The organism is Thermococcus sp., from assembly GCF_027011145.1.
Classification (GTDB): Archaea; Methanobacteriota_B; Thermococci; order Thermococcales; family Thermococcaceae; genus Thermococcus.
This window is the reverse complement of record NZ_JALVAO010000016.1, coordinates 15,274-38,554: the sequence shown is the minus strand read 5'-3', so window position 1 is coordinate 38,554 and position 23,281 is coordinate 15,274. Positions and strand designations below refer to the sequence as shown.

Annotated in this window: 26 protein-coding genes and 1 pseudogene; 13 read left to right on the top strand and 14 right to left on the bottom strand. The window is 50.2% G+C overall.

Annotation, left to right across the window (positions count from 1 at the left end; all coding sequences use genetic code 11):
• Window positions 1-3: 3 nt before the first annotated feature.
• Complete coding sequence (locus tag MVG27_RS01875; RefSeq protein WP_297551041.1) at window positions 4-1,452, bottom strand: DUF515 domain-containing protein; 1,449 nt, start codon at window positions 1,450-1,452, stop codon at window positions 4-6.
• A gap of 89 nt (window positions 1,453-1,541) precedes the next feature.
• On the opposite strand from MVG27_RS01875, the gene MVG27_RS01870 reads away from it, so the two are divergent.
• Together MVG27_RS01870 and MVG27_RS01865 are read left to right on the top strand one after the other, a co-directional pair.
• Window positions 1,542-1,877, top strand: coding sequence for a TIGR04076 family protein (locus tag MVG27_RS01870; RefSeq protein WP_297551043.1), 336 nt, complete (start codon window positions 1,542-1,544; stop codon window positions 1,875-1,877).
• Window positions 1,831-2,904 carry a GTPase gene (locus MVG27_RS01865; protein ID WP_297556026.1) on the top strand — a complete coding sequence of 358 codons (1,074 nt, stop codon included), beginning with the start codon at window positions 1,831-1,833 and terminating at the stop codon, window positions 2,902-2,904. Before MVG27_RS01870 ends, MVG27_RS01865 begins: the two co-directional genes overlap by 47 nt.
• On the opposite strand, the gene MVG27_RS01860 is transcribed toward MVG27_RS01865, so the two are convergent.
• The 3 genes from MVG27_RS01860 to MVG27_RS01850 are packed head-to-tail and all read right to left on the bottom strand — an operon-like array spanning window position 2,901 to window position 6,696.
• A complete protein-coding gene (locus tag MVG27_RS01860) occupies window positions 2,901-4,844 on the bottom strand; it encodes an ABC transporter permease (protein WP_297556023.1) in 1,944 nt (647 codons plus the stop codon). The two genes, MVG27_RS01865 and MVG27_RS01860, sit on opposite strands and share 4 nt — an antisense overlap.
• Window positions 4,813-5,493: an ABC transporter ATP-binding protein gene (locus MVG27_RS01855; RefSeq protein WP_297556020.1), complete on the bottom strand. Its 681-nt coding sequence runs from the start codon at window positions 5,491-5,493 to the stop codon at window positions 4,813-4,815. Before MVG27_RS01855 ends, MVG27_RS01860 begins: the two co-directional genes overlap by 32 nt.
• A 39-nt stretch (window positions 5,494-5,532) precedes the next feature.
• The gene (locus MVG27_RS01850; protein ID WP_297556017.1) at window positions 5,533-6,696 is read right to left on the bottom strand and encodes a methyltransferase; all 1,164 of its coding nucleotides are present in this window, start codon (window positions 6,694-6,696) and stop codon (window positions 5,533-5,535) included.
• Window positions 6,697-6,770: 74 nt separating this feature from the next.
• Between MVG27_RS01850 and trm14 the strand changes: the two genes are divergently transcribed.
• Both trm14 and MVG27_RS01840 read left to right on the top strand, forming a co-directional pair.
• Window positions 6,771-7,868, top strand: a complete 1,098-nt coding sequence (trm14, locus tag MVG27_RS01845) for a tRNA (guanine(6)-N2)-methyltransferase (RefSeq protein ID WP_297549020.1) — start codon at window positions 6,771-6,773, stop codon at window positions 7,866-7,868.
• A gap of 49 nt (window positions 7,869-7,917) precedes the next feature.
• A complete protein-coding gene (locus MVG27_RS01840; RefSeq protein WP_297549018.1) occupies window positions 7,918-8,310 on the top strand; it encodes a hypothetical protein in 393 nt (130 codons plus the stop codon).
• On the opposite strand, the gene MVG27_RS01835 is transcribed toward MVG27_RS01840, so the two are convergent.
• A complete protein-coding gene (locus MVG27_RS01835) occupies window positions 8,307-8,984 on the bottom strand; it encodes a fumarylacetoacetate hydrolase family protein (protein WP_297549016.1) in 678 nt (225 codons plus the stop codon). The two genes, MVG27_RS01840 and MVG27_RS01835, sit on opposite strands and share 4 nt — an antisense overlap.
• Before the next feature lie 89 nt (window positions 8,985-9,073).
• On the opposite strand from MVG27_RS01835, the gene MVG27_RS01830 reads away from it, so the two are divergent.
• The gene (locus tag MVG27_RS01830; RefSeq protein ID WP_297549014.1) at window positions 9,074-10,021 is read left to right on the top strand and encodes a hypothetical protein; all 948 of its coding nucleotides are present in this window, start codon (window positions 9,074-9,076) and stop codon (window positions 10,019-10,021) included.
• Here MVG27_RS01830 and MVG27_RS01825 read toward each other — a convergent pair.
• The gene (locus MVG27_RS01825) at window positions 10,018-11,169 is read right to left on the bottom strand and encodes a tryptophan--tRNA ligase (RefSeq protein WP_297556014.1); all 1,152 of its coding nucleotides are present in this window, start codon (window positions 11,167-11,169) and stop codon (window positions 10,018-10,020) included. The genes MVG27_RS01830 and MVG27_RS01825 overlap by 4 nt on opposite strands.
• A gap of 134 nt (window positions 11,170-11,303) precedes the next feature.
• Here MVG27_RS01825 and MVG27_RS01820 point away from each other — a divergent pair.
• From MVG27_RS01820 to MVG27_RS01805, 4 genes and pseudogenes are all read left to right on the top strand, one after another.
• A pseudogene (locus tag MVG27_RS01820) lies at window positions 11,304-12,148 on the top strand (DMT family transporter).
• Entirely contained in the window at window positions 12,145-12,912 is a 768-nt protein-coding gene (locus tag MVG27_RS01815; RefSeq protein WP_297550340.1) for an MBL fold metallo-hydrolase, read from the top strand. The pseudogene MVG27_RS01820 and the gene MVG27_RS01815 overlap by 4 nt, the downstream one beginning before the upstream one ends.
• A 754-nt stretch (window positions 12,913-13,666) precedes the next feature.
• The gene (locus MVG27_RS01810; RefSeq protein ID WP_297550338.1) at window positions 13,667-13,885 is read left to right on the top strand and encodes a hypothetical protein; all 219 of its coding nucleotides are present in this window, start codon (window positions 13,667-13,669) and stop codon (window positions 13,883-13,885) included.
• A gap of 140 nt (window positions 13,886-14,025) precedes the next feature.
• Window positions 14,026-14,154, top strand: a complete 129-nt coding sequence (locus MVG27_RS01805; protein WP_297550336.1) for a hypothetical protein — start codon at window positions 14,026-14,028, stop codon at window positions 14,152-14,154.
• A 74-nt stretch (window positions 14,155-14,228) separates the two neighbouring features.
• Here the strand turns inward: MVG27_RS01805 and MVG27_RS01800 are convergent, their stop codons facing one another.
• Window positions 14,229-14,858: a hypothetical protein gene (locus MVG27_RS01800; protein WP_297550334.1), complete on the bottom strand. Its 630-nt coding sequence runs from the start codon at window positions 14,856-14,858 to the stop codon at window positions 14,229-14,231.
• A 119-nt stretch (window positions 14,859-14,977) separates the two neighbouring features.
• On the opposite strand from MVG27_RS01800, the gene MVG27_RS01795 reads away from it, so the two are divergent.
• Entirely contained in the window at window positions 14,978-15,163 is a 186-nt protein-coding gene (locus MVG27_RS01795) for an antitoxin family protein (RefSeq protein WP_297550332.1), read from the top strand.
• A 119-nt stretch (window positions 15,164-15,282) separates the two neighbouring features.
• Here MVG27_RS01795 and MVG27_RS01790 read toward each other — a convergent pair whose 3' ends face one another.
• Complete coding sequence (locus MVG27_RS01790; RefSeq protein ID WP_297550350.1) at window positions 15,283-16,692, bottom strand: CoA-binding protein; 1,410 nt, start codon at window positions 16,690-16,692, stop codon at window positions 15,283-15,285.
• A 176-nt stretch (window positions 16,693-16,868) separates the two neighbouring features.
• Here MVG27_RS01790 and MVG27_RS01785 point away from each other — a divergent pair, with 176 nt between their 5' ends.
• From MVG27_RS01785 to MVG27_RS01775, 3 genes are read left to right on the top strand one after another with little or no spacing between them, the layout of a single operon-like run.
• Entirely contained in the window at window positions 16,869-17,444 is a 576-nt protein-coding gene (locus MVG27_RS01785; RefSeq protein WP_297550330.1) for a winged helix-turn-helix domain-containing protein, read from the top strand.
• Between the two features lie 5 nt (window positions 17,445-17,449).
• On the top strand, window positions 17,450-17,755 hold the full coding sequence (locus MVG27_RS01780; protein WP_297550348.1) for a DUF211 domain-containing protein: 306 nt from the start codon (window positions 17,450-17,452) through the stop codon (window positions 17,753-17,755).
• Between the two features lie 2 nt (window positions 17,756-17,757).
• Window positions 17,758-18,315 (top strand): winged helix-turn-helix domain-containing protein, encoded by a 558-nt coding sequence (locus MVG27_RS01775; protein ID WP_297550328.1) that lies wholly within the window; start codon window positions 17,758-17,760, stop codon window positions 18,313-18,315.
• Here the strand turns inward: MVG27_RS01775 and MVG27_RS01770 are convergent.
• The 6 genes from MVG27_RS01770 to MVG27_RS01745 are packed head-to-tail and all read right to left on the bottom strand — an operon-like array spanning window position 18,312 to window position 23,275.
• Window positions 18,312-19,754 (bottom strand): NAD(P)H-hydrate dehydratase, encoded by a 1,443-nt coding sequence (locus MVG27_RS01770; protein WP_297550325.1) that lies wholly within the window; start codon window positions 19,752-19,754, stop codon window positions 18,312-18,314. The two genes, MVG27_RS01775 and MVG27_RS01770, sit on opposite strands and share 4 nt — an antisense overlap.
• 45 nt (window positions 19,755-19,799) lie before the next feature.
• Entirely contained in the window at window positions 19,800-20,045 is a 246-nt protein-coding gene (locus MVG27_RS01765) for a hypothetical protein (RefSeq protein WP_297550324.1), read from the bottom strand.
• A 47-nt stretch (window positions 20,046-20,092) separates the two neighbouring features.
• Window positions 20,093-20,491, bottom strand: a complete 399-nt coding sequence (locus MVG27_RS01760; RefSeq protein WP_297550322.1) for a hypothetical protein — start codon at window positions 20,489-20,491, stop codon at window positions 20,093-20,095.
• 4 nt (window positions 20,492-20,495) lie between these two features.
• Complete coding sequence (locus MVG27_RS01755) at window positions 20,496-21,038, bottom strand: [protein ADP-ribosylglutamate] hydrolase (protein WP_297550319.1); 543 nt, start codon at window positions 21,036-21,038, stop codon at window positions 20,496-20,498.
• Window positions 21,031-22,014, bottom strand: coding sequence for a DUF835 domain-containing protein (locus MVG27_RS01750; protein WP_297550317.1), 984 nt, complete (start codon window positions 22,012-22,014; stop codon window positions 21,031-21,033). Before MVG27_RS01750 ends, MVG27_RS01755 begins: the two co-directional genes overlap by 8 nt.
• Window positions 22,001-23,275: an amidohydrolase family protein gene (locus MVG27_RS01745; RefSeq protein ID WP_297469062.1), complete on the bottom strand. Its 1,275-nt coding sequence runs from the start codon at window positions 23,273-23,275 to the stop codon at window positions 22,001-22,003. Before MVG27_RS01745 ends, MVG27_RS01750 begins: the two co-directional genes overlap by 14 nt.
• Window positions 23,276-23,281: the final 6 nt, after the last annotated feature.

The following is a 23,281-nucleotide window of genomic DNA, read 5'->3' as shown; positions in this document are numbered from 1 at the left end:
ACCTCACGTCGAAATCTTCGCTACATAGAGATACTGCTGATTTTGGAGTATATCTGGGACGAAAATTGATGGAACCTTAACTATTATAAGGAGCTCAGTGTTTGGGGGAAGAACCAACATATCCGATGACTGTTCTAAGCTCATAACTTTCCAACCGTAGCTTTGAAGAGCCTGCTTAACTTCATCACTAGCTTGTATTTTTCCTGCGGCTATCGCTTTAAGAATCTCTGCTAGGTTAACATTGTAGGAATAACTTGCTGAGGAACTTTGTGTAGAAGTCTGGGAGTTAGAGTAAGTATCTGAAACTGTAGTTCCGTTGGAGTACTGGAAATCTCCCGGATTGTAAGTCGACGCATGGTTTTCATTGTAAGTTGTTGACGCTGAAGATGTGCTTGAACTCGTTTGTGTTTGGGACTCACTCACAGATATCTGGCCCGCATTGGTCGGAAGAAGGACGAGTTCTACATAGCCCTGATTAACTATTTCACGATAAGATCCTTTGGTATTGTTTTTTGCAAAGAACATAACAGCATCTCCCGGCTTAAGGAATCCTCCAGCAATTCTGTCCCTTGGAAGGACGAGGGCAATCTCAACGTACTGAACCTTGTAGACCTTGTACTGTAGCAACTCTGTATAGCTCGTTATAGTACTCAGAATTGACTTGGCTTCGGCCTTAGATACGAGCTGTTTGTTTCCATCTTTCTCAAGTATGACATCGTTGCCAGGGAGATTGTCAATCTTCCAGAGGTAGTAGTCCCTCCAGAGGGACAGCAGATATGGGTCGGGATTTATGGAGTTTACCTCTTCGATGGTTTTGGCGTTTTGCACTTTCTCCTCCAAGGTCTTCATAGCTGAGATTACTTTCGCCCGGAGGCTATCAGGAAGGGGCATTGAAAGAAGTGGCTGGAATGCCATCTTGATTGCCTGAATCTTGGCCTGTTTAGTCTGATTCAGCTTCTTTTCATATGCTAATTTTTCCTGTTCTTTTACACACTCCTGATAAACCTGAACTGCCTTATCAAAGTATGTCTTAACGTTTATTGAATTGAGTTCACTAACACTATTGGCATTCTGAATTTTCTGGAGGAGCAGGCTTCTAATCTGAATTACCTTTTGGGCACATTCCTTATTGGAGAAATTATAATGGGAGAAGTAATAGTTGACTTCGTTAATCTTTTTGTTGCGGAGGTTCTTTAGCTCATTCGCACTTCTGCTCTGGAGATAAGAGTAAGCACCAACAGATATAATCAAAATGATAATGATCAGAATAGACGCGCCAATTAGAATTCTCTTACGCCTCTCCCTCTCGCGTATACTACTGATTGAGCGCGGTCTGCGCGGTGGCTTCTTCGGTGAAGCCGTCGGTGGTTTAACCGGAGGGCTCTCGGGTTCAGCCGTTACCTTCCCGAGCTCCCTCAAACGACGTATTTTCGCCTCTATATCCTCTGCCACTTTAAGCACCACCGTTATAGTTATCGCTAAGCCATTAAGGTCTCGAATAGTTTTTGAGCTTCAATCCTTATTTAAGTTTCGGTGAGAACATGGAACGGTTGGAAATAACAGCCAAAGAAATAAGAGGAAGATGCCCAGTCTTCAAAGTAGGCGACAAAATCGTTGTAGAAGGCCCAATGGTAAGACTTGAGGAAACCGATGCGATATGCACCCACGCCTTTGCATCCCTGTTGCCATACATAGTGGCACTGAGAAAGGGTATTAAACCGAGCGAGCTAGGCCTTGGCAGGGGAGATAAAGCCTACGTCCAGTGCCTCGACCCTGGGCCGCCGTACACAGACGGTGGAACCGTAATCTTCGAGATAACGGTGGTTAGGGATGAAGCAGAAGAAAGCGTGGCGAGTGGTAAAGGAGGTAATAGATGAGGCCGACCTTATAGTTGAGGTAGTCGACGCCAGGGACCCCATAGGAACTCGAAACAGAAAGCTCGAAAAGCTCGTCCAAGAGAGCGGGAAGCCACTCCTCATAGTCATGAACAAGGCAGACCTGGTTCCAAAGGAATGGGCAGAGGAGTACAAGAGGAGGAGCGATATACCCCTTGTCTTCATAAGTGCTCGAGAGAGGAAGGGAACTGGAATCCTGCGGAAGGAAATCAAAAAGCTCGCGAAACCTATCCTCGAGGAGCAGGGAAAAGTCAAAGTCGCCCTAATCGGTTATCCCAACGTGGGTAAAAGCACGATAATAAACACCCTCAAAGGGAAAAGGGCAGTCGGAACGGCCCCAATACCCGGCTACACGAAGGGAAAACAGCTCATAAGGCTCAGCAAGAGGATATGGCTCCTCGACAGTCCTGGCGTCGTTCCGATAGATGATTTCGACGAACTGGTTATAAAGGGTGGCTTTCCAGCGGATAAGATAGAGGAACCCGTAAAGCCAGCCCTAAAGCTCATTGGGAGAATTCTCGAAACGAGGAGGGAGGCGATAACCGAAAAGTTCGGCATAAAAGAGTTCGAGAGCGAGGAGGAGATACTGAGAAAGATCGGTGAAAGGAGGGGACTGATAAAGTCGGGCGGAGAGGTTGATTTGGAGGAAACGGCCCGCTGGCTCCTCCGCGAGTGGCAGACCGGAAGGTTTACACTCTTCGCGAGCGAGGAAGAAAGGGAGAGGGACTTCGTTTGGGACTTCGGGGAAATCCTTGATGAAGTTGAGAGAGAACTCCTCCTCGACCCGAGGAGAATCCTGTGGAAGTACGGGGACGAGCTGAGGGAGAAACTTGACAACCAGAAGCGCGTTGGAGTCAGGGAAATCGAAGGGGTAACGGTTGGAATAGCGACGGGCTTCAAGAAGTGCGACTCCGCCCTGAAGTTCCTCGAAGAGCTTACAGGAAGGAGCGTTTTAGCGGGCGAGTGCTTTGGGAAGAAGTGGAAGGGAGCGATAGCTGTTATGGACTAACTTCTCAGCGCTTTAATGACGTCGAGGCGGTTGAAAACCCTGTTCGTTATTACGACCAGGAAGACCGCGTAGAGGGCGTAAAAGCCAGTCAAGGGCGGAAGGACCTTTACGATATCACTGGGGCCGAGCTTGGCCGGAACGACCATGTCGCCGATGTACTCTCCAAGTTTCAGGCTTATGGGAAGCGCGAGCAGTGAACCGGTGACGAGCGATGGAACGGCCTTTTTGAGTAACCCTCTCCAAACATGGGAATTAGGAATCCCTATGGCTTTGAGCGTTGCGTAGACCTTCTCGCTGCCCTCAATATCAAGGTAAACCAACGCGAAGAGCGCAAAGAGGCTGATGAGAAATATCACAACCATAACGCTGTAAACCGCTGTTTTGAAGAGCTTTAGATTGTTCTCGGTCTGTCTCTTGAGGTCTTCCACGGTAATTGCTTTGAGTCCCTGAGCCGTCAGCCTCTCCTTCCACTCCTCAGGATTACTAACCTTCAGAAAGACCTCCTCATCTGGCACAAAGGAAACCTTCGGTAGGAAAATAGCCCTGCCATCGTAGAAGTTCATGTAGCTTATTCCCGCGACCCTGTACGTTCTCACCTCCCCGAGGAGTCTGACCCTGACGGTGTCCCCAACCTTAAGGCCAAGCTTTTTGGCAACGCCGAACTCGATAACTGCTTCGTCGGGCTTTTTGAACCATCTACCTGCTATAAGCGTTTTCTCGAAGCTGCTCGTGTAGTTGAGGAAGTAAATCTCGGTCGTTATTCCATTCACTTCCTGCCCGGAAAGGTAACCGGCTTTTTCGCCGGGCAATCCGGTGATTTTCGAGGGACTGCCCCAGGCCCACAGGTTGAAGGGGTAGTTAAAGCTGAGGTAGTTCTCGATTCCCCTGATTCCGAAGTAGGCCGAGGAAGACGCGAGGAAGACCATAAAGAAGACGAGGAAGAACCTCAGGGATGAGCTTTTCTTCGGGGTGAAGCGCAGGGCCTCGATTGGCTTGAGGCGAGAGACGTAGACGTAAGGTAAAGAGAGAATCAGAGCTATTATGAGAACTATAAGGACATCCCACCCCAGCGGATAGGTGTAGTTAGGTTTCAGGGGCATGAAATGTGAATTCATGTAGGCGTAGCCGAGCCAGATGCCAAGGGGAATCCCAATTAAATAGGCTAGAAGTGCAATGAACAGGTAGTCTCCGATGAATAGAAACGACACGAACGAATCGGGCAGTCCAAGGGCTTTCAGGATCCCAACTTCCCTCGTGTTTCCCCTCACGTGAGTTAATGATATCAAGACGATAATGAGCAGCGAAGCCCCGAGAAGGAGGTAAAAGAAGCTCATGGCGAAGTTCTCGACGCTCCTCATCGTGTCCATGTAGGGCGCTTGGCCTTTCCTGTAAACTGTAAAGTAAACAACTTTGGCATGCTTCATCAGGAAGTTCGAGAGGGCTTCCGTATCATTGCAGCGCATGAAAACGTAGAGGGAGCTTCCTTTCTCCCTCGTCAGGACTATGGGTTCACCCATGAGATAGTAGTACGACCCCAACACGGTGTATGTTTTTCCGTTGATCTGGATTTTATCGCCCCGCTTAGCTTCAGGAAAGGCCAGAACGTAAACGCCTTCAGGTGAACTCTGAACCTTGGGAACATCAAAGCGTCCGTAGCCGATTAAAGCGGTGTATTCCTTCCCGTTAAACTCGACCCTACTCTCGTTGAAGTAAAGGTAGTTGACGACCTCGCCAAAGCGGGTGAGGTTCTCAACGTTCACGCCTTGAACAATGAACTCAACGTTTCCAATCCGGGTGAAGTCGCTGACTGCCTTGGTGACGCTCCCAACACCGGCTAGAGTGAAGTTGACCCCGAGGCTCACAAAGAGGAACGTTATGAAAACGACGACAGCCGCTTTCTTCTCATGTTTAAGCTTTCTGAGGGTTGTTTTTAACCTCATGAACCTCACCGTCCCTGAGGGTTATCACGACGTCAGCAAAGCGGAAAAAGTCTCTCTCGTGAGTCGCCGCTATGACCGTAACGCCCTCCTCGCGGTTCACCTTCCTCAGAAGCTCCCAGATTCTAATTTTGTTCTCCCAGTCGAGGTTGGCCGTCGGCTCGTCGGCAAAGAGGTATCTTGGCCTGTTCGCTAAAGCTCTGGCTATCGCTACTCTCTGCATCTCGCCGCCACTCATGTGCTCGGGAAGTTTATTGGCTAGGTGCTCCGCGTTCACCAACTTCAAAAGCTCCCTCGCCCTCTTCTCGGGGTTCTCAACCTTCTTTGAGTACTTCATCGGAAGCAAAACGTTCTCAAGGCCCGTAAGATAAGGCACGAGGTAGAAGAACTGAAAAACGATTCCAAAGTTTTCGAGGCGGTAACGCCTCAGCTCCTTCTCCTTCAGCGAATGAATCCTGACGCCGTCAACGAGAACCTCGCCAGAAGTTGGCCCGTCGATTCCGCTCAGGATGTTGAGGAGCGTCGTCTTACCGCTTCCAGAGGGTCCGGCGATAACGTAGAACCGCCTGTCCTCGAAGGTCAGGTTTATCCCCTTAAGGGCCGTAACGTTGCCGAACTCGTAGTGCTTGGTCAGGTTGCGAACCTCAATCACGCGTCATCACCTTACAAACTGGAGTTAGATGAACTGAATTTAAAGTTTGTCACGAGTTCGTGCGATTTTCAGGAAAACGAACGCCGAGAGCAGAGAAAGGCCAACCCTAATCAGCCCGGCGATCCTAAAGGCATCCCACCCGTAAACGATTCCGAAAGCCCACCAAGGGTCCCATTCCGCTATAAGAAGATAAGCCAAGACAATCCCAGCAACGTTTCTTGTCTTCATGTAAACGAATGGGTAAAGGAGAACGAACAGGATTATATCACCGAGTGGAGGCATCTTCCCCGCGTTGAAGTAGTAGCTGTCGTAAACGAAGAGAAAGAGCGGCGGAACGATCAGCCAGAGCCTTCCGCACGGAGCTAAAACCTCGATTGGGAAGGCCATGAAAAAGGAGAAAGTGTAAATGGCGAAGAGCAGGTAGGAGAGGAATACCAAGGCAACGGATGTTTGAACGTGAAAGCCATGAAAGCTCCCCGCCTGAAGCTGGATGAGCGGACTCGGCAGAGAGAGGGCTGATGCAAGTAGGAAGCTCCTCCAGATTTCCTCCCTTCTGAAGCCGAAGTCGGCCTTTATTCCCAGGGATTTTGAGATGAAAAGGACGAAGGCAGGGGTTAGGGTCGAGAGAACGGCAACGCGGATGAGGAACTCAACCGTGTAGCTGTCAACGAAAAGCGCCTTGAGACCGTAGAGTATGAAGTAGCCGAGGAGGAAAATCGCAAGAATGAAAAGAAGCCTGCCCGGGCACGTATAAGTTCTTGGCAGGAACCTGCCTCTGGTTTCCATGAACTCCCCGTATTCCCTGCCCCAGTATTCCAGAAGTTCCTTCTCCTCCATCTCGGCGAGCCTTCCCCAGAGGGGAACCATGAGGAGCGAGACAGCTATTCCGGGAACGCTGGCAAAGAAGAGGGCAATCCCAAAGCCGAGGAACATGAAGGCCGAATAAAACGGATGTCTCACAAAGCGGTAGGGACCGTCCTTGAGGAGCTTCCCAAAGTCTTCAGGTCTGTCGTGCTTTTTTGGAAAGAGTGAGTGGACGTAGATAGCTATCCCTCCGGAGACGAGCATAATGACCAAACCAGTAAGGCTAAGAAATCTCCCTACCGTGCCCGTTATTGGGGGATAGTGGACTAGCGCAGAGATAACGGGAATCGTTGAGAAAACCAAAAAGACTAGCCTCCTGAAGCGCCAGGAGTTTCTCATGATGAAAAATTATTCATCAAAATACTTAAGGCTTACGACCAAAGCCTTTTAAGAGGTGCCAAAAAGCGCCGATTATGAGGCTAATCCTAACCACATCGAGGGGAATCGAAGATCTAGCCAGTGCTGAAGTTCGTTCACTGCTGGACAAAATTGGAGTTTCGTTTCGAGTGGAGGAGAAACCGCTGGGAGTTGAAGGAAGGGTTCTGGCGGAGGTAGGCGAGGCCTTCTATATTGATGAGAAGGGAAGGAAGAGGGAGCTTAGCGTTGCCACCTACCTCAACGAGCGCTCAAGGCTCCTCCACAGGGTTATCGTCGAGGTAGCGAGCGAGCGCTTCGAGGGGATAGATGAAGATGAACCTGAAGTGGCCCTCGGGAAAATCGGGGATTTTGTGGCTTCCCTTCCAGTGGAGCGCTTCGTAAAGGTGAGCGAGAGCTTTGCGGTAAGGGCCTTCAGAAAGGGAGAACATAAGATAACGAGCGTTGATGTAGCCAAAACCGTTGGAAAGGCAATATTCGAGCGCTTGGAGAGGTTTGGGAAGCCAAAGGTGAACCTCGACCACCCGGCGGTGATTTTCCGTGCAGAGCTGGTGGGGGAGGTCTTCTTCCTCGGGATAGATACAACAGGCGATTCATCACTTCACAAGAGACCGTGGCGCGTTTACGACCATCCCGCTCACTTAAAGGCCAGCATAGCGAACGCGCTCATAGAGCTTGCAAAACCTGATGGAGGTTCCTTCATCGATCCCTTCTGCGGTTCCGGAACGATTCCAATAGAGCTTGCCCTTAGGGGCTATGAAGGTAGAATAATCGGCCTTGAGAAGTTCAGAAAACATCTCCGCGGAGCGGAGATGAACGCCGTCTCAGCTGGCGTTTATGAGAAAATAGAGTTCCTTCTCGGCGATGCGACGAGGCTGAGCGAATACGTTGAGAGCGTTGACTTCGCCGTGAGCAATTTGCCCTATGGCCTCAAAATCGGGAGGAAGAGCGCCATTCCAAAGCTCTACATGGACTTCTTTTCCGAACTCGCGAAAGTTCTCGAAAAGCGCGGTGTCTTCATAACGACGGAGAAGAAAGCTATAGAGAAAGCTATGGAAGAGAACGGCTTTGAAATCGTTCATCACCGCTTAATCGGCCACGGCGGGCTGATGGTTCATACCTATGTGATAGAATGAATCCAAAAACTTTTTCAAGTTGTATTTCACATATTTTTAGGGGGGTATCATGAGGAAGCTCACAATGGTCGTTTTAATCCTCGGGTTGGTGGCTTTTATCGGCTTGGGCGTGAACTACTTCGTTTCCCACTACGGGAGCATAACCTACCAGTGGAAGGCCAATCTCATCAACTACAGGGAATACCGTCTCCTCGGAAACTCGACGCTCAACGGCTACGTAAAGGCTAACGGCGAGATAAGCGTGTATATCCTGACTAAGGAAGACTTCGGGAGGCTCAAAAAAGGTGAGCCCTTCAAGTATTACAAAGCCTGGGAGCACGTAAAGGCGGTCGAGTTTAATAACGTGAAAATCCCGGAGGGGGATTACCTCCTCGTCGTCAAAAACGAAGAAAAGGGCATGCAGTGGATTTCGGTCAAGCTAGTGGATAAAAGAGAAAACTAGCAGAGTATCGAGCCCTCGCTCAGAACATCGAACTCGACCCTTCCAATGCCTTCTATCCACGCCTCAACTCTATCGCCGTGCCTGAGCGGGCCTATTCCGGCCGGCGTGCCGGTAGCTATTATATCCCCGGGTTCGAGCGTCATTATCGAGCTTATGTATTCAATCAGCTCCGGAACCTTGAATATCATTTCGCTCGTCCTTCCGAGCTGTCTGAGCTGGCCGTTTACCTTCAGGCCGATTTCAAGGTCGTCTATTCTGAGCTCCCTCCTATCAACGATTCTCGGCCCAACGGGTGCGAAGGTGTCGAAGCCCTTCGCTATCGTCCATGGGAGGCCCTTTTCCCTGGCCTCGGCCTGCAAATCCCTCGCGGTGATGTCGAGGAGTATGGTATAGCCGAGAACGTAATCCATGGCCTTCCCGGCCGGAACGCGCCTTGCGCGCCTCCCTATTATAACTGCCAGCTCGACCTCATGGTCCACCCTTTTGCTCATTCTCGGGAGGATTATGGGCTCTCCGGGGCCGATTAAGGCCGAAGGAGGTTTGAGAAAGAAGACCGGCCTCTCAGGAACATCGCTTCCCATCTCCCTCGCGTGCTCGGCGTAGTTTTTAGCCAGGGCAACTATCTTGCTCGGACGGAGCTCGTAATAGGTGTCGCGAAACGGTAGCCTGACCATGTAACCACCGTTCTGGATTGATGAGAAAGAAATTAAACCTTCCCCTACAATGGGCAAAGGTAATAAGGAAGGACGCCAAAGGACAAAAGGTGGTTGTATTGCGGAAGGTTCTCGTTAAGGAGAGCGGAACTTTCGCGGTCCTTGCGATTGTAATATTTGCCATCATCTTCATCTGGGTCGCCATCGGAATGGTGAGCTTCGTCCCAAGCTGGTTCGCCCTTCTCTTTCTGGCAATGCCCGTTCTGTTCATCCTCATCGCCCTTGCAAGGGGAACGAGCATCTTCACAGGCAACAAGAAGGCCTCGGCGCTCTTCGAGGGCTCCGAGGTCTCTGAGAGAGTAATCACGTTTCCCGAAGAGCTCGAATACGAGACCGGCAGGGTTTTTCTTGAGGGCTACTGGGTAAGCACGGGGCGGAGCAGGAGCTACCACGTGAAGAGGAAGTTCGAGGCCAAGGAACGGGGAAAAGGACTCTCCCTGGAGTTCCTCAACGAGAAGTTCAGGACCCTTGTCCTCAAGGACGGAACCGGAACGGTAGAAGCCCCGGCCGTTAGAATCCTCAGCGAGCCCTACAGGGACGTTCTGCTGATTTTTCTAACGAACGAAGGCGAAATCAAAGGAAAGGCCACAATAAACCTGAGTGAAGGGGAAGACGTGGCGACAGTTGTCTTCAGGGGAGAGGGAAAGCAAATAGCCGGCACAGTTCAGTCCGAGCTCTCAAAGGCGAGGAAGGTGAGGATTGAAGTCGGCTCAGGAAAGGTCTGGAAGAAGATAGCGGAAGGGCAGAACTTTGATTTCACGTTTTCGCCCCTCTCGGAGGAGAAGACCGTTATCTTCGCCAGCTATAGGATGGTAAGCCCGCTCTCACTCGTCAGGGGACTCTGGAGGGACTCGGCCGTTCTCGGCCACGGAACCTTTGAGCTGAAGGCTGTTCTGGACATTCCGCTAGCGAGGGACGTCGTTGAAACGGCCGATTTTACGGTCGAGCTAGGGAAGGAGGAAAAAGAGTTCGAGGAGGACTGGGGCCCCTGGGATTAGCGGAGCGGTTCGGGAATGGCTTTATCCCACTGCTCCCTGGCCAGCTCTCCGGTGTACTTGAACTTCTCGACCTTCTTTTCTGCCTCTTTCCTCTTCTTCTGGTGCTCCTTGAGGAACTCCTGAACCTTCTTGATGAGGTAGCGCTTGCACTCACCACAGGTCAGCTCGCCGGCCTTACAGGCTCTATAGCGCTCCATGAGCTTCTTGTCATCGGGTTCAAAGAAAATCTCCAGCCACTTGAAGACGACGCACTTCTCCGGGTTTCCACCCTTCTCGCGTTGCTCCTTAAGCGTTGGCTGGCCACCGGTTAAGGCGAACTTCCATATTTTTTTGCCGGCCTCCCCCGGATCGTCGGTGAGGTAAACGGCTGTTTCCGGCTTGCTCGCGCTCATCTTCCCCTCAAGACCCGTAAGGGGTGGGACGAACTTGCTGTGGAGAGCAGCTGTCTTGTAGTAGCCCAAACTTTCCGCGAAGTCCCTCTGAAGTCTCCAATAGGGGTCCTGGTCTATGGCCGCCGGAATCAGACAGCGCTTCTTCTCGAAGAACGTTGGAGCGGCCTGTATAGCTGGATAGAAAATCATGCCAATCTTGCTCTGCTCGTTGAAGCCAAAAACGGCTCTCGCCATCGAGAAGTTTATCTTCTTCGCTATGGGAAGGGCCATCTCGTATATCTTCGTGAACTCGCTGTCCTGGAAGATGAAGGTTTTATCAGGGTCGAAGCCAACCGCTATAATATCCAGAATGTTTTCGTAGGCCCAGCGCTTGGTTTCCTCGAGGGTTAGGTTCTTGAAGAGGAACTTCTCGTCGTCGGTTATCTGGATGTAGAGGTTAACGTTAAACTTCTCCTGGAGCCATTTGGTCGCGTAAAAGGGAATGATGTGGCCTATGTGCATCGGCCCGCTCGGTCCCCGGCCGGTGTATAGGAAGAAGCCCCTCCCGTTCTCGTAATCCTCAAGGATTTTGTCGTAATCCCTGTGGGAGAAGAAGAAGCGCCTCCTGAAGTAGATTGGGAGCTCGCTACCTGTTAGCTTCGCGGTTTTTTCCAGCAGTTCGTCCGTCAAAGGACTCGTTCCAAACTGCTCTATGAGCTTGTCGTAGTCCACCATGCCCTCAACGTCCCAAGGGGTAACCTTAAACTCCAATTCCAACACCTCCGTTTCCAGTGGAAATGAAACTCCGAACTAAGGCGGAGCAGAAGAGTTTACTAGAGCCAAAAACGACCACCGCGCATGGGGAGTAAAATGACGGGAAGGAATTTAAAGTTTTTGGAAGAGCCGATGATATGAAGGGAGAAACCGAGGGAACGTTGCTGGCGTTCCTGGTTCTCGTGCTCCTCGGAGTTGAACCCGTCATTATAAAATCCAATCCGGTCAATCCACTTGCCTTTGCCTCCCTTTCGGCCATCTTCGCCTCGCTAATCCTCTGGCCCCTCCTGCTGGTCCGCGGGCATGTGGAAGAAATCCGGAAAAGCCCCGGGGAGCTGAAGAAGGCTTTCCTCACCGGCCTCTTCGCTACTGCTATAGCTTATTCACTCTTTTCCTACGGAACCCGGATGAGCACGGCGATAAACTCCGCAATACTAACGCGTTTTGAGGTCTTCTACTCCTTCCTAATCTCGTGGTTCCTCCTGAGGGAAAGGATAACTGGAAAGGCCGTTATCTCTGCAGGGGCCTAATCGCGGGCGTTTTTCTCGTCGTTGCACAGGGAAAAAGGCCGGAACTCCTAAAGGGAGACGTCTTGCTTCTCCTGACTCCCCTCTTCTGGCAACTCGGACATTCCATAGCGAAAAGAACCGCCTATTCACCACTGACGATAGCCACTCTGAGAAACACCTTCGGGGGACTTGTCTTCCTCGTTCCCGCCCTTTGGATTGGCTTCGCATTCACAAAACTGGCCCTCGCGGAGGGCGTTATAATAGCCCTGACCCAGAGCCTCTAGTATTCGGCGATAGCGAGAATCAACCTCTCCAAGGCCACCGCCATACTGACCCCGGCCCCGGCTTTGACCGTTCTTATCTCCACGCTGTTCCTCGGCGAGGGCTTCACTCTCTACCATCTGGCTGGCCTAACCTTAATAACCGCCGGGACGCTCATTTTGAGCGGTGAAAAGAGCGGGGTGAGGGAATGAAGGTGGTAATCCTCGGCTCAGGTTCCTACAGTGGAACTCCAAAGCCCCTCTGCAACTGCGAGAACTGCTCGAGGGCCCGGATTAACCCGGCCTTGAGGAGAACGAGGTTCTCGCTATATTTTGAAAAGACGCTGGTTGACCCGAGTCCCGACTTACACTACCACCTAGAGCGCTTAAACAGGAAAATTGAGCGGGTTCTGATAACCCACGGCCACTTTGACCACGTCTTTGGACTACCGGAGCTTCAGGTTTTCAGGAAGGTTGAGTTCCACTCGAACGGTGAGACCCTCGAAGTTGCAAAAAGCCTCTCAAGGCTGGCCTTTGGGAGCGAAAGCCTGGAGGGGCATGAATGGAACTACAACGAACTGAAATTCTGGGAAAATACCAAAGTGGGAAGGATGAGGCTCGTTCACTTTCCGGTTGTTCACACCGTAAAGGCCGGGGGCTTCGTCATATGGATTGGGGGAAAGAAGATAGCGATAACTGGAGATACAGGACCCGAAATCCTGGGGGATGAAAGGGCCCTAAAGCTTATGGAAGGGGCGGATTTGCTAGTGGCAGAGATGACCCACAGAAAAGCCATTCCCGGCTCCCACCTTGGCGTTGAGGAGGCAATAGAGCTCGCAAAGAGGGTCGGGGCCGATTACACTGTCTTCGCCCACATAAGCCACAGCAACTACCCCCACGAGGTGCTGGAAAAGAGGTTGAGGGAGGCAAAAGTAGAGGGGGAAGTCGCGAGGGACTTCACGTGGGTTGAGGTTTGAGAATACTAGTTAATACTAATTCTTGTGTACAGACGAAGGAGAGTTGAAAAACGAGACTTTTAGAGGAGTTCTCGCGAGGAAAAGAGCAAATATTTGTCATATTTGAAAACAAACCGAAAACAAACCAAGGGAGTACAACTTCAAACTCCTCTCGAGGAAAGTTTCAGAGTTCGTAAGCCTTAACGTCAAGATAAAAGGGCGTTCAGTCTCTTTTTGCCCTTTTAAGGAAGAAGACCAGGGAAAGGGTCTTCTGATTCTGGACAAGTTTTCGTATTTCATCAAAAAAGAAGCCAGGATTCTGAGAGAACTTTCCAATAGCAATTGGGGAGAACAAAGATTTGAACACACTCATAGTTGTGTCAGGTTCGTACGTTTCCCTCCTTGAAAGAGAGTTCTTCAGCTATTCGAATTCCATCTACGGGAGAAGCAACGCGAACATCAAGGTTACCTCCTTCAGTTCAGGCACATGATGGAGTGGTCTAACTCACAAAGAAGATTGAGGATCTGGTAAAAATCTACGCGGTAACGAATGGTACACCGAAATACATTGAGTTTTTCAGGGGAAAAACGTCGAGGAAGAAATTAAGGCCAACTTCTTCAACTCTTCCACATTCATATTCAGGGAAGCTACGGCCCTGCTGAGCGAGAAACTGAGGGAGCTTTCCACTTACTTGGCAATTCTAGAAGCGATAGCGAGAGAGGAAACACGAGAGTAACCCAGATAGCTAACTTCTGTTACCATACCTGAGGGTTTTTGAGCGAGCTAGGCATAGTCAGAAAAGTCACTTCCCTTTCAGGGAAGAGGGGAAGCTATGAGATAACTGACAACTACTTCCTAATTCTGGTCAAGATTTGTGAACCCCTATTACGAGGAAATAGAGGAAACTTCATGGACGCCACCATCGAGGACTTCGAGATGAACTTCAACACGTTCCTTGGAAGACCCTTCGGGGCATCGCGAGGGAGTTCCTAATGGAGGTCAATCAAAAGAACCTTTGCCCTTCCGCTTCACGAAGATTGGAAAGTGTGACACAAGGGTGAGAAGATTGACATTGTTGCTTTGAAGGAAAGGGGAAAAGAAAGCCCTTCTCGTTTAGGTGAAGTGGAAAGAAGTTGAGCAAAAGGGAGGCAGAAAGGATTCTAAGCTGTCTCAGGAAAAAGGCTAACCTTGTGGGGTTTAGTGACTACGAAGAACACTTTGGAATAGTCGCGAAGAGGATAAAATGTAAGAAAAAACCTTAGGCTGGTCTTCGATTTAAAGAATTTTGAAATTTTGAAAAAGGTGTTCACACAAAAATGTGAAAAAGTAGCAAACATCAAAGGGGGATATCCTCCTTGGAGAGAATTCCCTCAACATCCCATTTTTCTTTCTTTGCTCTGTTAGAGAGGAGTTCGAACCAGCTCGCCATTAATTGGGCCGCACTGACTTTCTGACCAAGATAGTCGATGTCCTTCTTTTTGCTTTTAAAGGTCATCCAGAAACGTGCCTCTTTGGGATTGTCCCAGCCTTCAAGATAAAAGCCGTCGTAATCCACCCGAAGGCTTGATCCTGAAATTAAGCCTTCCTTGACAGAGACCCTTTTTATCGCATAGTGGGGCAGTCCCGCAAAAATGACGTATATTTTCTTGCCACGTATCCCCCTACTCGTCCACATGGTGAAGATGTAGAGCCTCTTATCCGCTAATAAGACCTCTGCATCGGCCGTTTCCATTTTCCACTCCGGAGGGGGATAACGAACACCTGAAAACGTGCCAAATTTAATATAAAAGCCAACAGGAATAGTTCTTATCTCAGGCCAAGATCCAACAGGCCCCATGTTAAAAGGCGCATCTTCATCCTCTTTCATAATGTTTGCAAGTGCTTCCATGTACTCAGAATGTAACTGTTTTAATGCCTCCCTCTCAAGGAGGCCCTTGCCACCCCGGATAAAAAGGTTTATGCCCATCCCTTCTCCCTCCGGGTATTTATAGATTTCCCTTCTCCCGAAGGGTAATATATCTAGTGCAAATAAGAGGGTGGGCCGACATCATCAAACATCAAAACCAAACTCAAAACAGTGAGAAAATGGAGACCATCGAAGCAGTTTACGAAAACGGCGTGCTGAAGCCCAAGAAAAAGCTCAATATTCCTGAGAAGAGCGAAGTCAAGGTGAATACAATCCCAAGGAAAATTTCCGAGAGGACATTCGGAGTTGTAAAGCTCAGCAAAGAGGAAATTGAGGTGATTATTGAGGAGATTGAAGATGAATAGTAAGGACAACGTTTTCTTTGACCCGCGAGTTCTACGGCGTAGAAAAATCGCCACGTTCGATGATGACTTCAAAATGGTAATTGGATTCCAGATATTGAGAAAGTGAAGAAGAAAGGAATTCAAAGCCTTCCGTTCTCCCTCAGCCACTCGCCGTACTTAACGAGGGCGTAGACAGCGTCGACAGCATCTTCGGTGGTTTCATAAACGGGGATTCCCTTGAGCTCGATGTTCCTGGCCATCTTGTGCGGGTAATCTCCACCCGGAGCAACGAAGACAATCGGCTTGCCGTAGGCCTTCATCCTCTCCATGGCGTCGATTATGCCCTCGTCCAAAGCCGGGCTCTGGAAGAGCGCTATAACAACAAGAACGTCAACGTTCTCATCCTCTAAGGCGTAGCGCATCGCTATCTCATACCTGCTCGACGGGGCATCGCCTATGACGTCAATCGGGTTCTTGTAGGCCATATGGGCGGGAAGCTTTCCGGCCTCGATGTCCCTCTTAAACTTCTCTATGGTTTCCTCGCTCAGCTCGGCAAGTTTCAGGCCACGCTCGAGCAAACCATCACTCATCATGACTCCGGCTCCGCCACCGTTGGTAACTATCGCAACGCGGTTGCCCCTGGCCGGCTTCTGCATGGCCAAGGCCTTGGCGTAGTTGAAGAGCTGTCTCATGGTTTTTGCCTCAAGAACTCCGCTCTGCTCGAAAGCGGCCCTGTAAATAGCGTAGGAACCCGCGAGGGAACCAGTGTGAGAAGCGGCCGCCTTAGCCCCGGCCTCGGTCCTTCCGCTCTTGAGTATGACGACGGGCTTCTTCAGGGTGACCTTCTTAGCCGTCTCAAGGAACTTCCTTCCGTCCTTAACTCCCTCGATGTAGCCGGTTATAACGCCGGTCTTCGGGTCGTCGCCGAGGTAGGCCATGAAGTCGCTCTCATCGAGGTCGGCCATGTTTCCGAGGCTTATGAACTTGCTCATGCCTATCTTCTCCCTGGCCGCCCAGTCGAGGATTGCCGCTCCAAAGGCACCGCTCTGGCTCATGAAGGCGACCTTTCCAAAGGGCGGTCTCGCCTGCCTTTCCGGCGGGTTGAAGTTACAGTCAAAGCCGTTCTCGAGGTTGGTAACACCGAGACAGTTCGGGCCGACAAGCCTTATGCCCCACTTTTTAGCCCTTCTCACGAGTTCCTCCTCAAGGTCTGCCCTTCCGGCCTCCTTAAAACCGGCCGAAATAACTATGGCCCCCTTAACGCCCTTCTCACCGCACTCGTCTATAACATCCGGCACGAACTTGGCCGGGACCGCTATGACGGCAACGTCAATCTCATCGGGTATGTCCTTAATGCTCCTGTAGACCTTAAACTTCTTGCCGTTTACCTCTATTTCCCCGCCCTTAACGTTCACTGCGTAAACTTTCCCGTTAAAGCGGAGCGTCATGGAGCGCATTATGGCGTTTCCAACCTTTCCGGGAACGTGGGAAGCGCCTATAACAGCCACGCTCTTCGGATAAAACAGAAAGTCCAGCTGTGGAGCCTCCACGATGACCACCTCCGAAGGTTTTTCGGTCAGGGCTATTTAAGACTTCCTAAATTGGACGTTTTATCCATAGACTTTAAAAGCAGATGGCTTTACATATATAAAGATACCGGAACGGAAAAGGTTAAAACACTTTAGCGTTTAAAGGAACATTGGAGCGTTAAGACTAGGTGATCGTGATGTCTAAGGTGAAGGTAATAACCGACCCAGAGGTAATAAAGCTGATGCTAGAGGACACAAGGAGAAAAATATTAGCCCTCCTCAGGAACAGGGAGATGACGATTTCACAACTCAGCGAGATTCTCGGAAAAACTCCGCAGACGATATACCACCACATCGAGAAGCTCAAGGAGGCTGGGCTGGTAGAGGTCAAGAGGACCGAGATGAAGGGAAATTTAGTTGAGAAGTACTACGGAAGAACCGCTGATGCGTTTTACATCAACCTCTACCTCGGCGATGAAGAGTTAAGATACTTCGCTCGCTCAAAGCTCAAAACCAAGCTCGACATCTTCCGGACCCTTGGATATGAGTTCGACGAGGGCGAGCTCCTCAATGTAATGGACGAACTCCTCAAGAAGGAGCACGAATACAAAACGGAGATCTCGAAAGAAATTGAAGAAAAAGAAAATGAGCTCAAAGACTTCTCCAACGAGGACATAATCCACGCTATAGAGTGGCTCGCCATTGCAAGAATGGGACAAGATGAAGAAAGCATTAAACTTATCAAAAAATTAGGTGAACTGCTTAAGAAGTGATTGCCATGGCACGTGGAATAAGACTTCTCGTTCTTGATGTTTTAAAGCCTCATCAACCAATAGTCACAGAACTCGCTCTTGGACTCAGTGAACTTGAAGGAGTGGAAGGAGTGAACATAACCCTGGTAGAAATCGACAAAGAAACTGAAAACGTCAAAATAACGATTGTCGGGGACAACCTTGACTACGATGAAATCGTTAGAACTATTGAAGAATTTGGAGGTGTTGTCCACAGTATTGATATGGTTGCCGCAGGAAGAAGGATAGTTGATGAAGAGGAGACACCCCAAGACAAACTGGAGGAATATTAACGGTGAAAGAAGTTATTATAATCACACAGGCTGAAAAGGTTAGAATTTTGTCCGATGAAACAAGATTTAAAATCCTTCAGCTCCTCAGGCAGAGACCAATGACAATATGGGAGCTCAGCATGGCGCTTGGAAAGGACAGGACAACTATATACCGCCATATTAAGGCTCTGGAAAAAGCCGGTTTTGTGGAGGAACTTGGAAGTGAGGGCAACGAGAAGCTCTATGGAAGAACCGCTAGACTGTTTCTAGTAAAAGCAGAACCAGACGAGAGCATCGAAGACTTTCGGCAAGATTATCTTTCAATCGAAGCAGAGAGGATAGTTCAAATCTTAGAAAAGGCGGGGATTAAGATTCGAGACAAAAAAAGACTCAAAGATATCGTGAAAGAAATTCTAAACGAGATAGAGATTAATTCTCAACCAATCATTAGGCAAATCTCGGAAGCAAACGTCGAGATGAGCGAAATAGAGCTCTTCCACTTCCTCAACGTGCTCGTTTTCCTTCAGAGTTGCGAACTCTGCGAAAAGGCAGAAAAAGTCAAAGAGCTGATAGAAATCTAAAATTCCTCTACCCATTTTACCGCCTTTGGGATTCTCTTTATAATCTCTATTGCTGTGAAGTTTTCGCCGAGCTCCTCCGCGGTAAGGTCACCAGCGAGTCCGTTCAGGAAAGCTCCGACCGACGCCGAGCGGAGAGGTTTGTTTCCAAGGGCCAGCAATGCCCCCACAAGACCCGCCAAAACGTCCCCGGTTCCGCCGGTTGTCATGCCCCTGTTTCCTGTTCTGTTATACTTCCAGGTTTTTCCATCGCTTATCACGTCGTAGGGCCCCTTAAGGAGAACCACACCGCCGATTTCTTCACTTTTTGCCCTGACGAGTTCAGCCCGCTCAAGAAGGCTTTCCGGTGGTTTAACGCCGAAGAGAACCTTGAACTCGCCGGCGTGGGGTGTTAAGACGAAGGTCTTGCCCCTTAGGATGTCCAAGCCCCCGGCCACTGCCTTGAGGCCGTCGGCATCTATCACCATCGGCCTCTCACAACGCCTCACGAACTCCCTGACGAGCTCCTTTGTTTCATCTTCAAGGCCCATTCCCGGACCAATCACAACGGCATCGACCTTCTCGGCCAGCTCAAGCAGGCCATTGAGGTGTTCAATTGAGAAGTTCTCACCATCGAAAGGCCGTAGAATCAAATCGGGGTCCGTAATTTTCCCGGCAGGCAGGGAGGGCATGGCCAGATAAACCAAATCGAGAAGGTAGGAAGCGGCTTTGGAGGCCAGGTATGGAGCACCGTAGTAGTTCTCGCTCCCGCCGATGACGAGGAGTTTACCGTTCTGACCCTTGTGCTGGCCCCTCTTTCTGAGCGCAAACCTGGCATCACCGGGCCCAACGAGATGGTAGAGCTCCCGCGGGTAGCCTATCTTAACCACAACGCGCTCAAAGCCCTCATATTCCTCCTTGTCCCACTGGAAGGTAACCGCGAAGTCCGCTTTAACGCGGATTTGGGAGGGATAACCGCTCGGGAGGTCTATGCTGACTATTTTCGCTCTTCCAGCGTACTCGTTTATCTTCTCTATTGCCGAGCGTATCGGCTCCCTCGGCTCACCCTTTGTGCCAGCCCCGAGGAGGGCATCAACGATGACGTCGTAACCGCTGAGGTCGAGGTTCCTTATGTAGGCCGAGTCCTTGAGGACTTTGATTTCCACGAAATCGAGCCTCTTGAGTATTTCCCAGTTGTGTCTCGCTTCCTCACTCCTTATCTTAACCTCATCGCCGACCAGGAAGAGAGTTACCTCATTATCGAAGCTCAGGTGTCTCGCCGTAACAAAGCCGTCCCCGCCGTTGTTGCCGGTGCCGGAGAAGACCGCTATTCTAAGGCCCTTCCCAAAGCGCTCCTCTATCGTCCTGGCAACGCCAGAACCGGCGTTCTCCATGAGCTGGAACGGTGAAATGCCGAGCCACTTCGCGTTGATATCCCATACGTAAACGTCCTCGATGCGCATGGTATCACCGATAAAAATTAGAGTGAATGCGGTAAAAACCCATCGCTAATTCTCCCCGCCCGTAACGTAGTAAATCATGAGGGACATGAGCATCATTGCCAGGCCGGAGAAAATTACAATGTCGTCAAGATTACCGATCGGGGAGCCAAGGGGGTCAAACTCGCAGTAGTTCGTTGTGGCACATATGACTGGCCGAAGCGAGTAGTAGAGTATCCAGAATCCGATGACGAAAAAGAAAGTCATAACCACGAAGAGCTTTCGAAGGAGGTCATATTCCCTGCTTGAGGTCATTTTTCAGCCTCCTTCCAAGGCATTCAATTACACCCCAATTTCTCATCTCATGACATATAAGTCTTACGATTGTTAGTTGAACGGACTAAAAGGTGGAGAAGCAACAAAAGGGAACCGTACCAGAGAAAAACCAAGAGAAGAAAAGACATCATTTCGGCATAGGCCTTTGAGAGTGACACCAGGGCGTAGGGAAACTCAAGAAAAACCGCAAGAAAAACGTAGATTTTCAAAAGGTGCCTCGAAAATGGCCTGTCAACAAACACCGCAAGAACGAGCTCCAAGAGGGCCATAAAAGCAATGTAGCCAATCCAGAGCTTCATGGACACAGCCTCAAAGACGGGAAAGTTGTACATAACAACCAAATAGAGGGGATACGAAAAGGAAAAGAGCCTGAGAAAGAGCCTTACAGACAGGATAAGCCGGAGGTAATAGCTCAACTCCTCCATGAGTCTATCTCCCGAGAACTTTAAGGGCCTCCCTGTATGAGTCCTCAGAGTAGAGCACCAAATAAACTCTCTCGACGCTCCTTGCTTCCTTTGAAAACTCCTCAACGACCTCTTTAAACGTCCTCACTACCTCGTCAAGCGGACAGCCGTAGATGCCGGCACTTATAGCCGGGAAGGCTATGCTTTTAACCCCAAGCTCCTCCGCCTTTCTCAGAGCGCCAAGGATTGCCCTTTTCAGTTTCTCCCGTTTGTCTTCGTCCCAGAGTCCGCCACAGTAGGGGCCAACCGTGTGGATAACGTATTTGATTCCGTACTTTTCGAGCCTCATCGGGGGAGTAACCACAACCTCGCCGTGCTCGATGAAGTTCTTTCCGAGCTGTTCCCTCATGGCTTTCTTGCTTATTCGAATGTACTCGGCAACGTTTCCGGCGGCCGCTTTTGCTATCGCGTAGGCAACGCCGCCGCCGTGCTCAAGATAGCGGTTTGCCGCGTTCACTATAGCCTCCGCAGGAAAGCGGGTTATGTCTCCCCTAACGACCTCAAGCATTGCCCTCACCGATGATGTTCTTCAGGAGCGTCCTTTCGCGCTCAGAGAGGAACTCATCGCTCCCAACGATAAAAACCGTTGCATCGTTCATCAGGGAATAGTCCCTCAGAGAAGAGAGGAACTTCAAAACGCTGGGAAGGCCGTTCTCAAGGACGAGGTAGTCGAGGCCATCAATGACAACGATTGGCTTTTTCCCCGCGCTTTTTGCCTCTTTCATAAACTTAACCGCCATGTCAAGGATTTTTGGGAGGTTTGTCGGCGAAATTGCCCGCTCATCGCGAATGTTTGTTATCCAGAACCAGTTAGGGGAATCACGGGGGGTTCTTGAGAAGACGAGGGCCGATGGGAGGACGTTCTCCGGAAGAGAAGAAACGAGGAAAAGACCGGGCTTTTCATCGAGGTTTGAATCCTCAAGAGAACCTATCGAGAAATCACCCACAAAAGAACTTCTCATAAAGACCCTAACTGACTCAAAGGCTAGAGAAACACCAACAAAAGCATGAACATACCTGATATTTTGAGAGTTAACGAACAGAGCAAGAAAAACAATACTCCCAAAAACGCCCTGAAGAACAGACATTACTAAGAATCTTCTCTGCCCATAGAAACCTAGAAAAACCCCTGACAACACAATCCAAAGACCAATGAGGAGATAAGCGTACGTCCCGTGCTCAGGATACGTTAAGAACACAAACAGAACAGGGACTATTGAGAGATAAACTAAGCTTCGAGCTGTTTCGTTATCCAGAGTGAGCTCCCTGATTGCCTCAATGTTACCCGCCCATAGGAAGGCCGAGAAAAAGGCCAGGCCCACGATATGAACTGCTCTGTCAGATGAGAATACCGGAACGGACAGGCTCAGCCATGCAAGTGAATAATAGAGAAGCGCCTTCCGGCCCGTAAGGTGGTGGTTGTAGAAGAGAATAACGTAGGAGATGAGAAGCGCAACGCCGAATACAAGGTCAAGATAGTTCACGCGCCACCTCCTCCGCCTTGCTTAGTATTTTCTCCTCGTCCAGCGTAAGAACTTCGCGGTCGAGCATTAAAACCTTTCCGTCAACTATCGTCGTCTCTACGTCGTTGCCGTTGGCCGAGTAAACGATGTGACTCACGATGTCGTTAATGGGCCTCAGGTGGGGTTTGTTGAAGTCGAAGACGACCACATCGGCCAGATAGCCGGGCTTTATAACGCCGGCGTTGAGGCGGAGCGCTCTGGCACCGTTGAGAGTGGCCATTCTGAAGACTGTCCTAGAATCCGCCACCGTGGGATCAAGGTTGTGAACCTTGTGGAGTAAAGCGGCGAGCTTCATCTCCTCAACCATGTCGAGGTTGTTGTTGCTGGCGCTCCCGTCGGTTCCCAGACCGACGTTAACTCCAGCATTAAGGAGCTTTTGAAGGGGCATGACACCGCTCGCTAACTTCATGTTGCTTCCCGGGTTGTGAGCAACTGTAACGCCGTTCCTCGCGAGTATCTGCACGTCCCTGCTGTCCAGCCAGACGCCGTGGGCTATTATCACGTCGCTTCCAAAGAAGCCTATCTCGTCGAGCAGAACGACCGGACTTTTGCCGTAGCGCTCCTGAATCTTGCCGAGCTCGGCCATCGTCTCGCTCACGTGTATGGTTATCAGTTTACTGTGCTCATCCGCGAGCTTTCTGACCTCCTTCAGAAGGGCTATCGAGCAGGTGTACGGGGCATGGGGTCCGAAAACGAAGTGAATTCTTTCCGAGTTGAGGCCTTCTATTGCCTCCATCTCCCTGAGCGCTTCCTTCAGTTCTTTCTCCGTTCTATCGGGGTCGCCAAGGTCTATCATGCCGTAGCTTAGGTAGCCCCTTAGGCCAGAATCGAGGACGGCCTCAGCGACGGCATCCATCTGGAAGTACATGTCGAGGAAAGTCGTCGTCCCAGTCTTAATCATTTCAAGCGCACCAAGGTAAGCGCCGGCCTTTATGTGCTCCCTTGTTAGCTTGGCCTCCCTCGGCCAGATGTGCTTTTCCAGCCACTCCATGAGGGGCAAATCGTCGGCCAAACCGCGGAAGAGGCCCATTGGGGAATGCGTGTGAAGGTTCACGAAGCCCGGGGAAACGACCTTACCCGTTGCATCTATGACAGTCTCGGCGGACTCGTTGATGCCCTTCTTGACCTCGACGATTCTGTTTCCCTCAATTAGAACGTCGGCCTTAACGACCTCCAGGTTCTCGCCGTAGATGACGTAACCGTTCCTTATGAGAATGCTCACTCCAGC

Bases quoted from the DNA above. Each gene is read 5' to 3' on its own strand.
- MVG27_RS01870 (WP_297551043.1), top strand. From the start codon at position 1,542: ATGGAACGGTTGGAAATAACAGCCAAAGAAATAAGAGGAAGATGCCCA.
- MVG27_RS01865 (WP_297556026.1), top strand. From the start codon at position 1,831: ATGAAGCAGAAGAAAGCGTGGCGAGTGGTAAAGGAGGTAATAGATGAG.
- MVG27_RS01860 (WP_297556023.1), bottom strand. From the start codon at position 4,844: ATGAGGTTAAAAACAACCCTCAGAAAGCTTAAACATGAGAAGAAAGCG.
- MVG27_RS01850 (WP_297556017.1), bottom strand. From the start codon at position 6,696: ATGAGAAACTCCTGGCGCTTCAGGAGGCTAGTCTTTTTGGTTTTCTCA.
- trm14 (WP_297549020.1), top strand. From the start codon at position 6,771: ATGAGGCTAATCCTAACCACATCGAGGGGAATCGAAGATCTAGCCAGT.
- MVG27_RS01840 (WP_297549018.1), top strand. From the start codon at position 7,918: ATGAGGAAGCTCACAATGGTCGTTTTAATCCTCGGGTTGGTGGCTTTT.
- MVG27_RS01835 (WP_297549016.1), bottom strand. From the start codon at position 8,984: ATGGTCAGGCTACCGTTTCGCGACACCTATTACGAGCTCCGTCCGAGC.
- MVG27_RS01815 (WP_297550340.1), top strand. From the start codon at position 12,145: ATGAAGGTGGTAATCCTCGGCTCAGGTTCCTACAGTGGAACTCCAAAG.
- MVG27_RS01800 (WP_297550334.1), bottom strand. From the start codon at position 14,858: ATGGGCATAAACCTTTTTATCCGGGGTGGCAAGGGCCTCCTTGAGAGG.
- MVG27_RS01795 (WP_297550332.1), top strand. From the start codon at position 14,978: ATGGAGACCATCGAAGCAGTTTACGAAAACGGCGTGCTGAAGCCCAAG.
- MVG27_RS01785 (WP_297550330.1), top strand. From the start codon at position 16,869: ATGTCTAAGGTGAAGGTAATAACCGACCCAGAGGTAATAAAGCTGATG.
- MVG27_RS01780 (WP_297550348.1), top strand. From the start codon at position 17,450: ATGGCACGTGGAATAAGACTTCTCGTTCTTGATGTTTTAAAGCCTCAT.
- MVG27_RS01770 (WP_297550325.1), bottom strand. From the start codon at position 19,754: ATGCGCATCGAGGACGTTTACGTATGGGATATCAACGCGAAGTGGCTC.
- MVG27_RS01765 (WP_297550324.1), bottom strand. From the start codon at position 20,045: ATGACCTCAAGCAGGGAATATGACCTCCTTCGAAAGCTCTTCGTGGTT.
- MVG27_RS01760 (WP_297550322.1), bottom strand. From the start codon at position 20,491: ATGGAGGAGTTGAGCTATTACCTCCGGCTTATCCTGTCTGTAAGGCTC.
- MVG27_RS01755 (WP_297550319.1), bottom strand. From the start codon at position 21,038: ATGCTTGAGGTCGTTAGGGGAGACATAACCCGCTTTCCTGCGGAGGCT.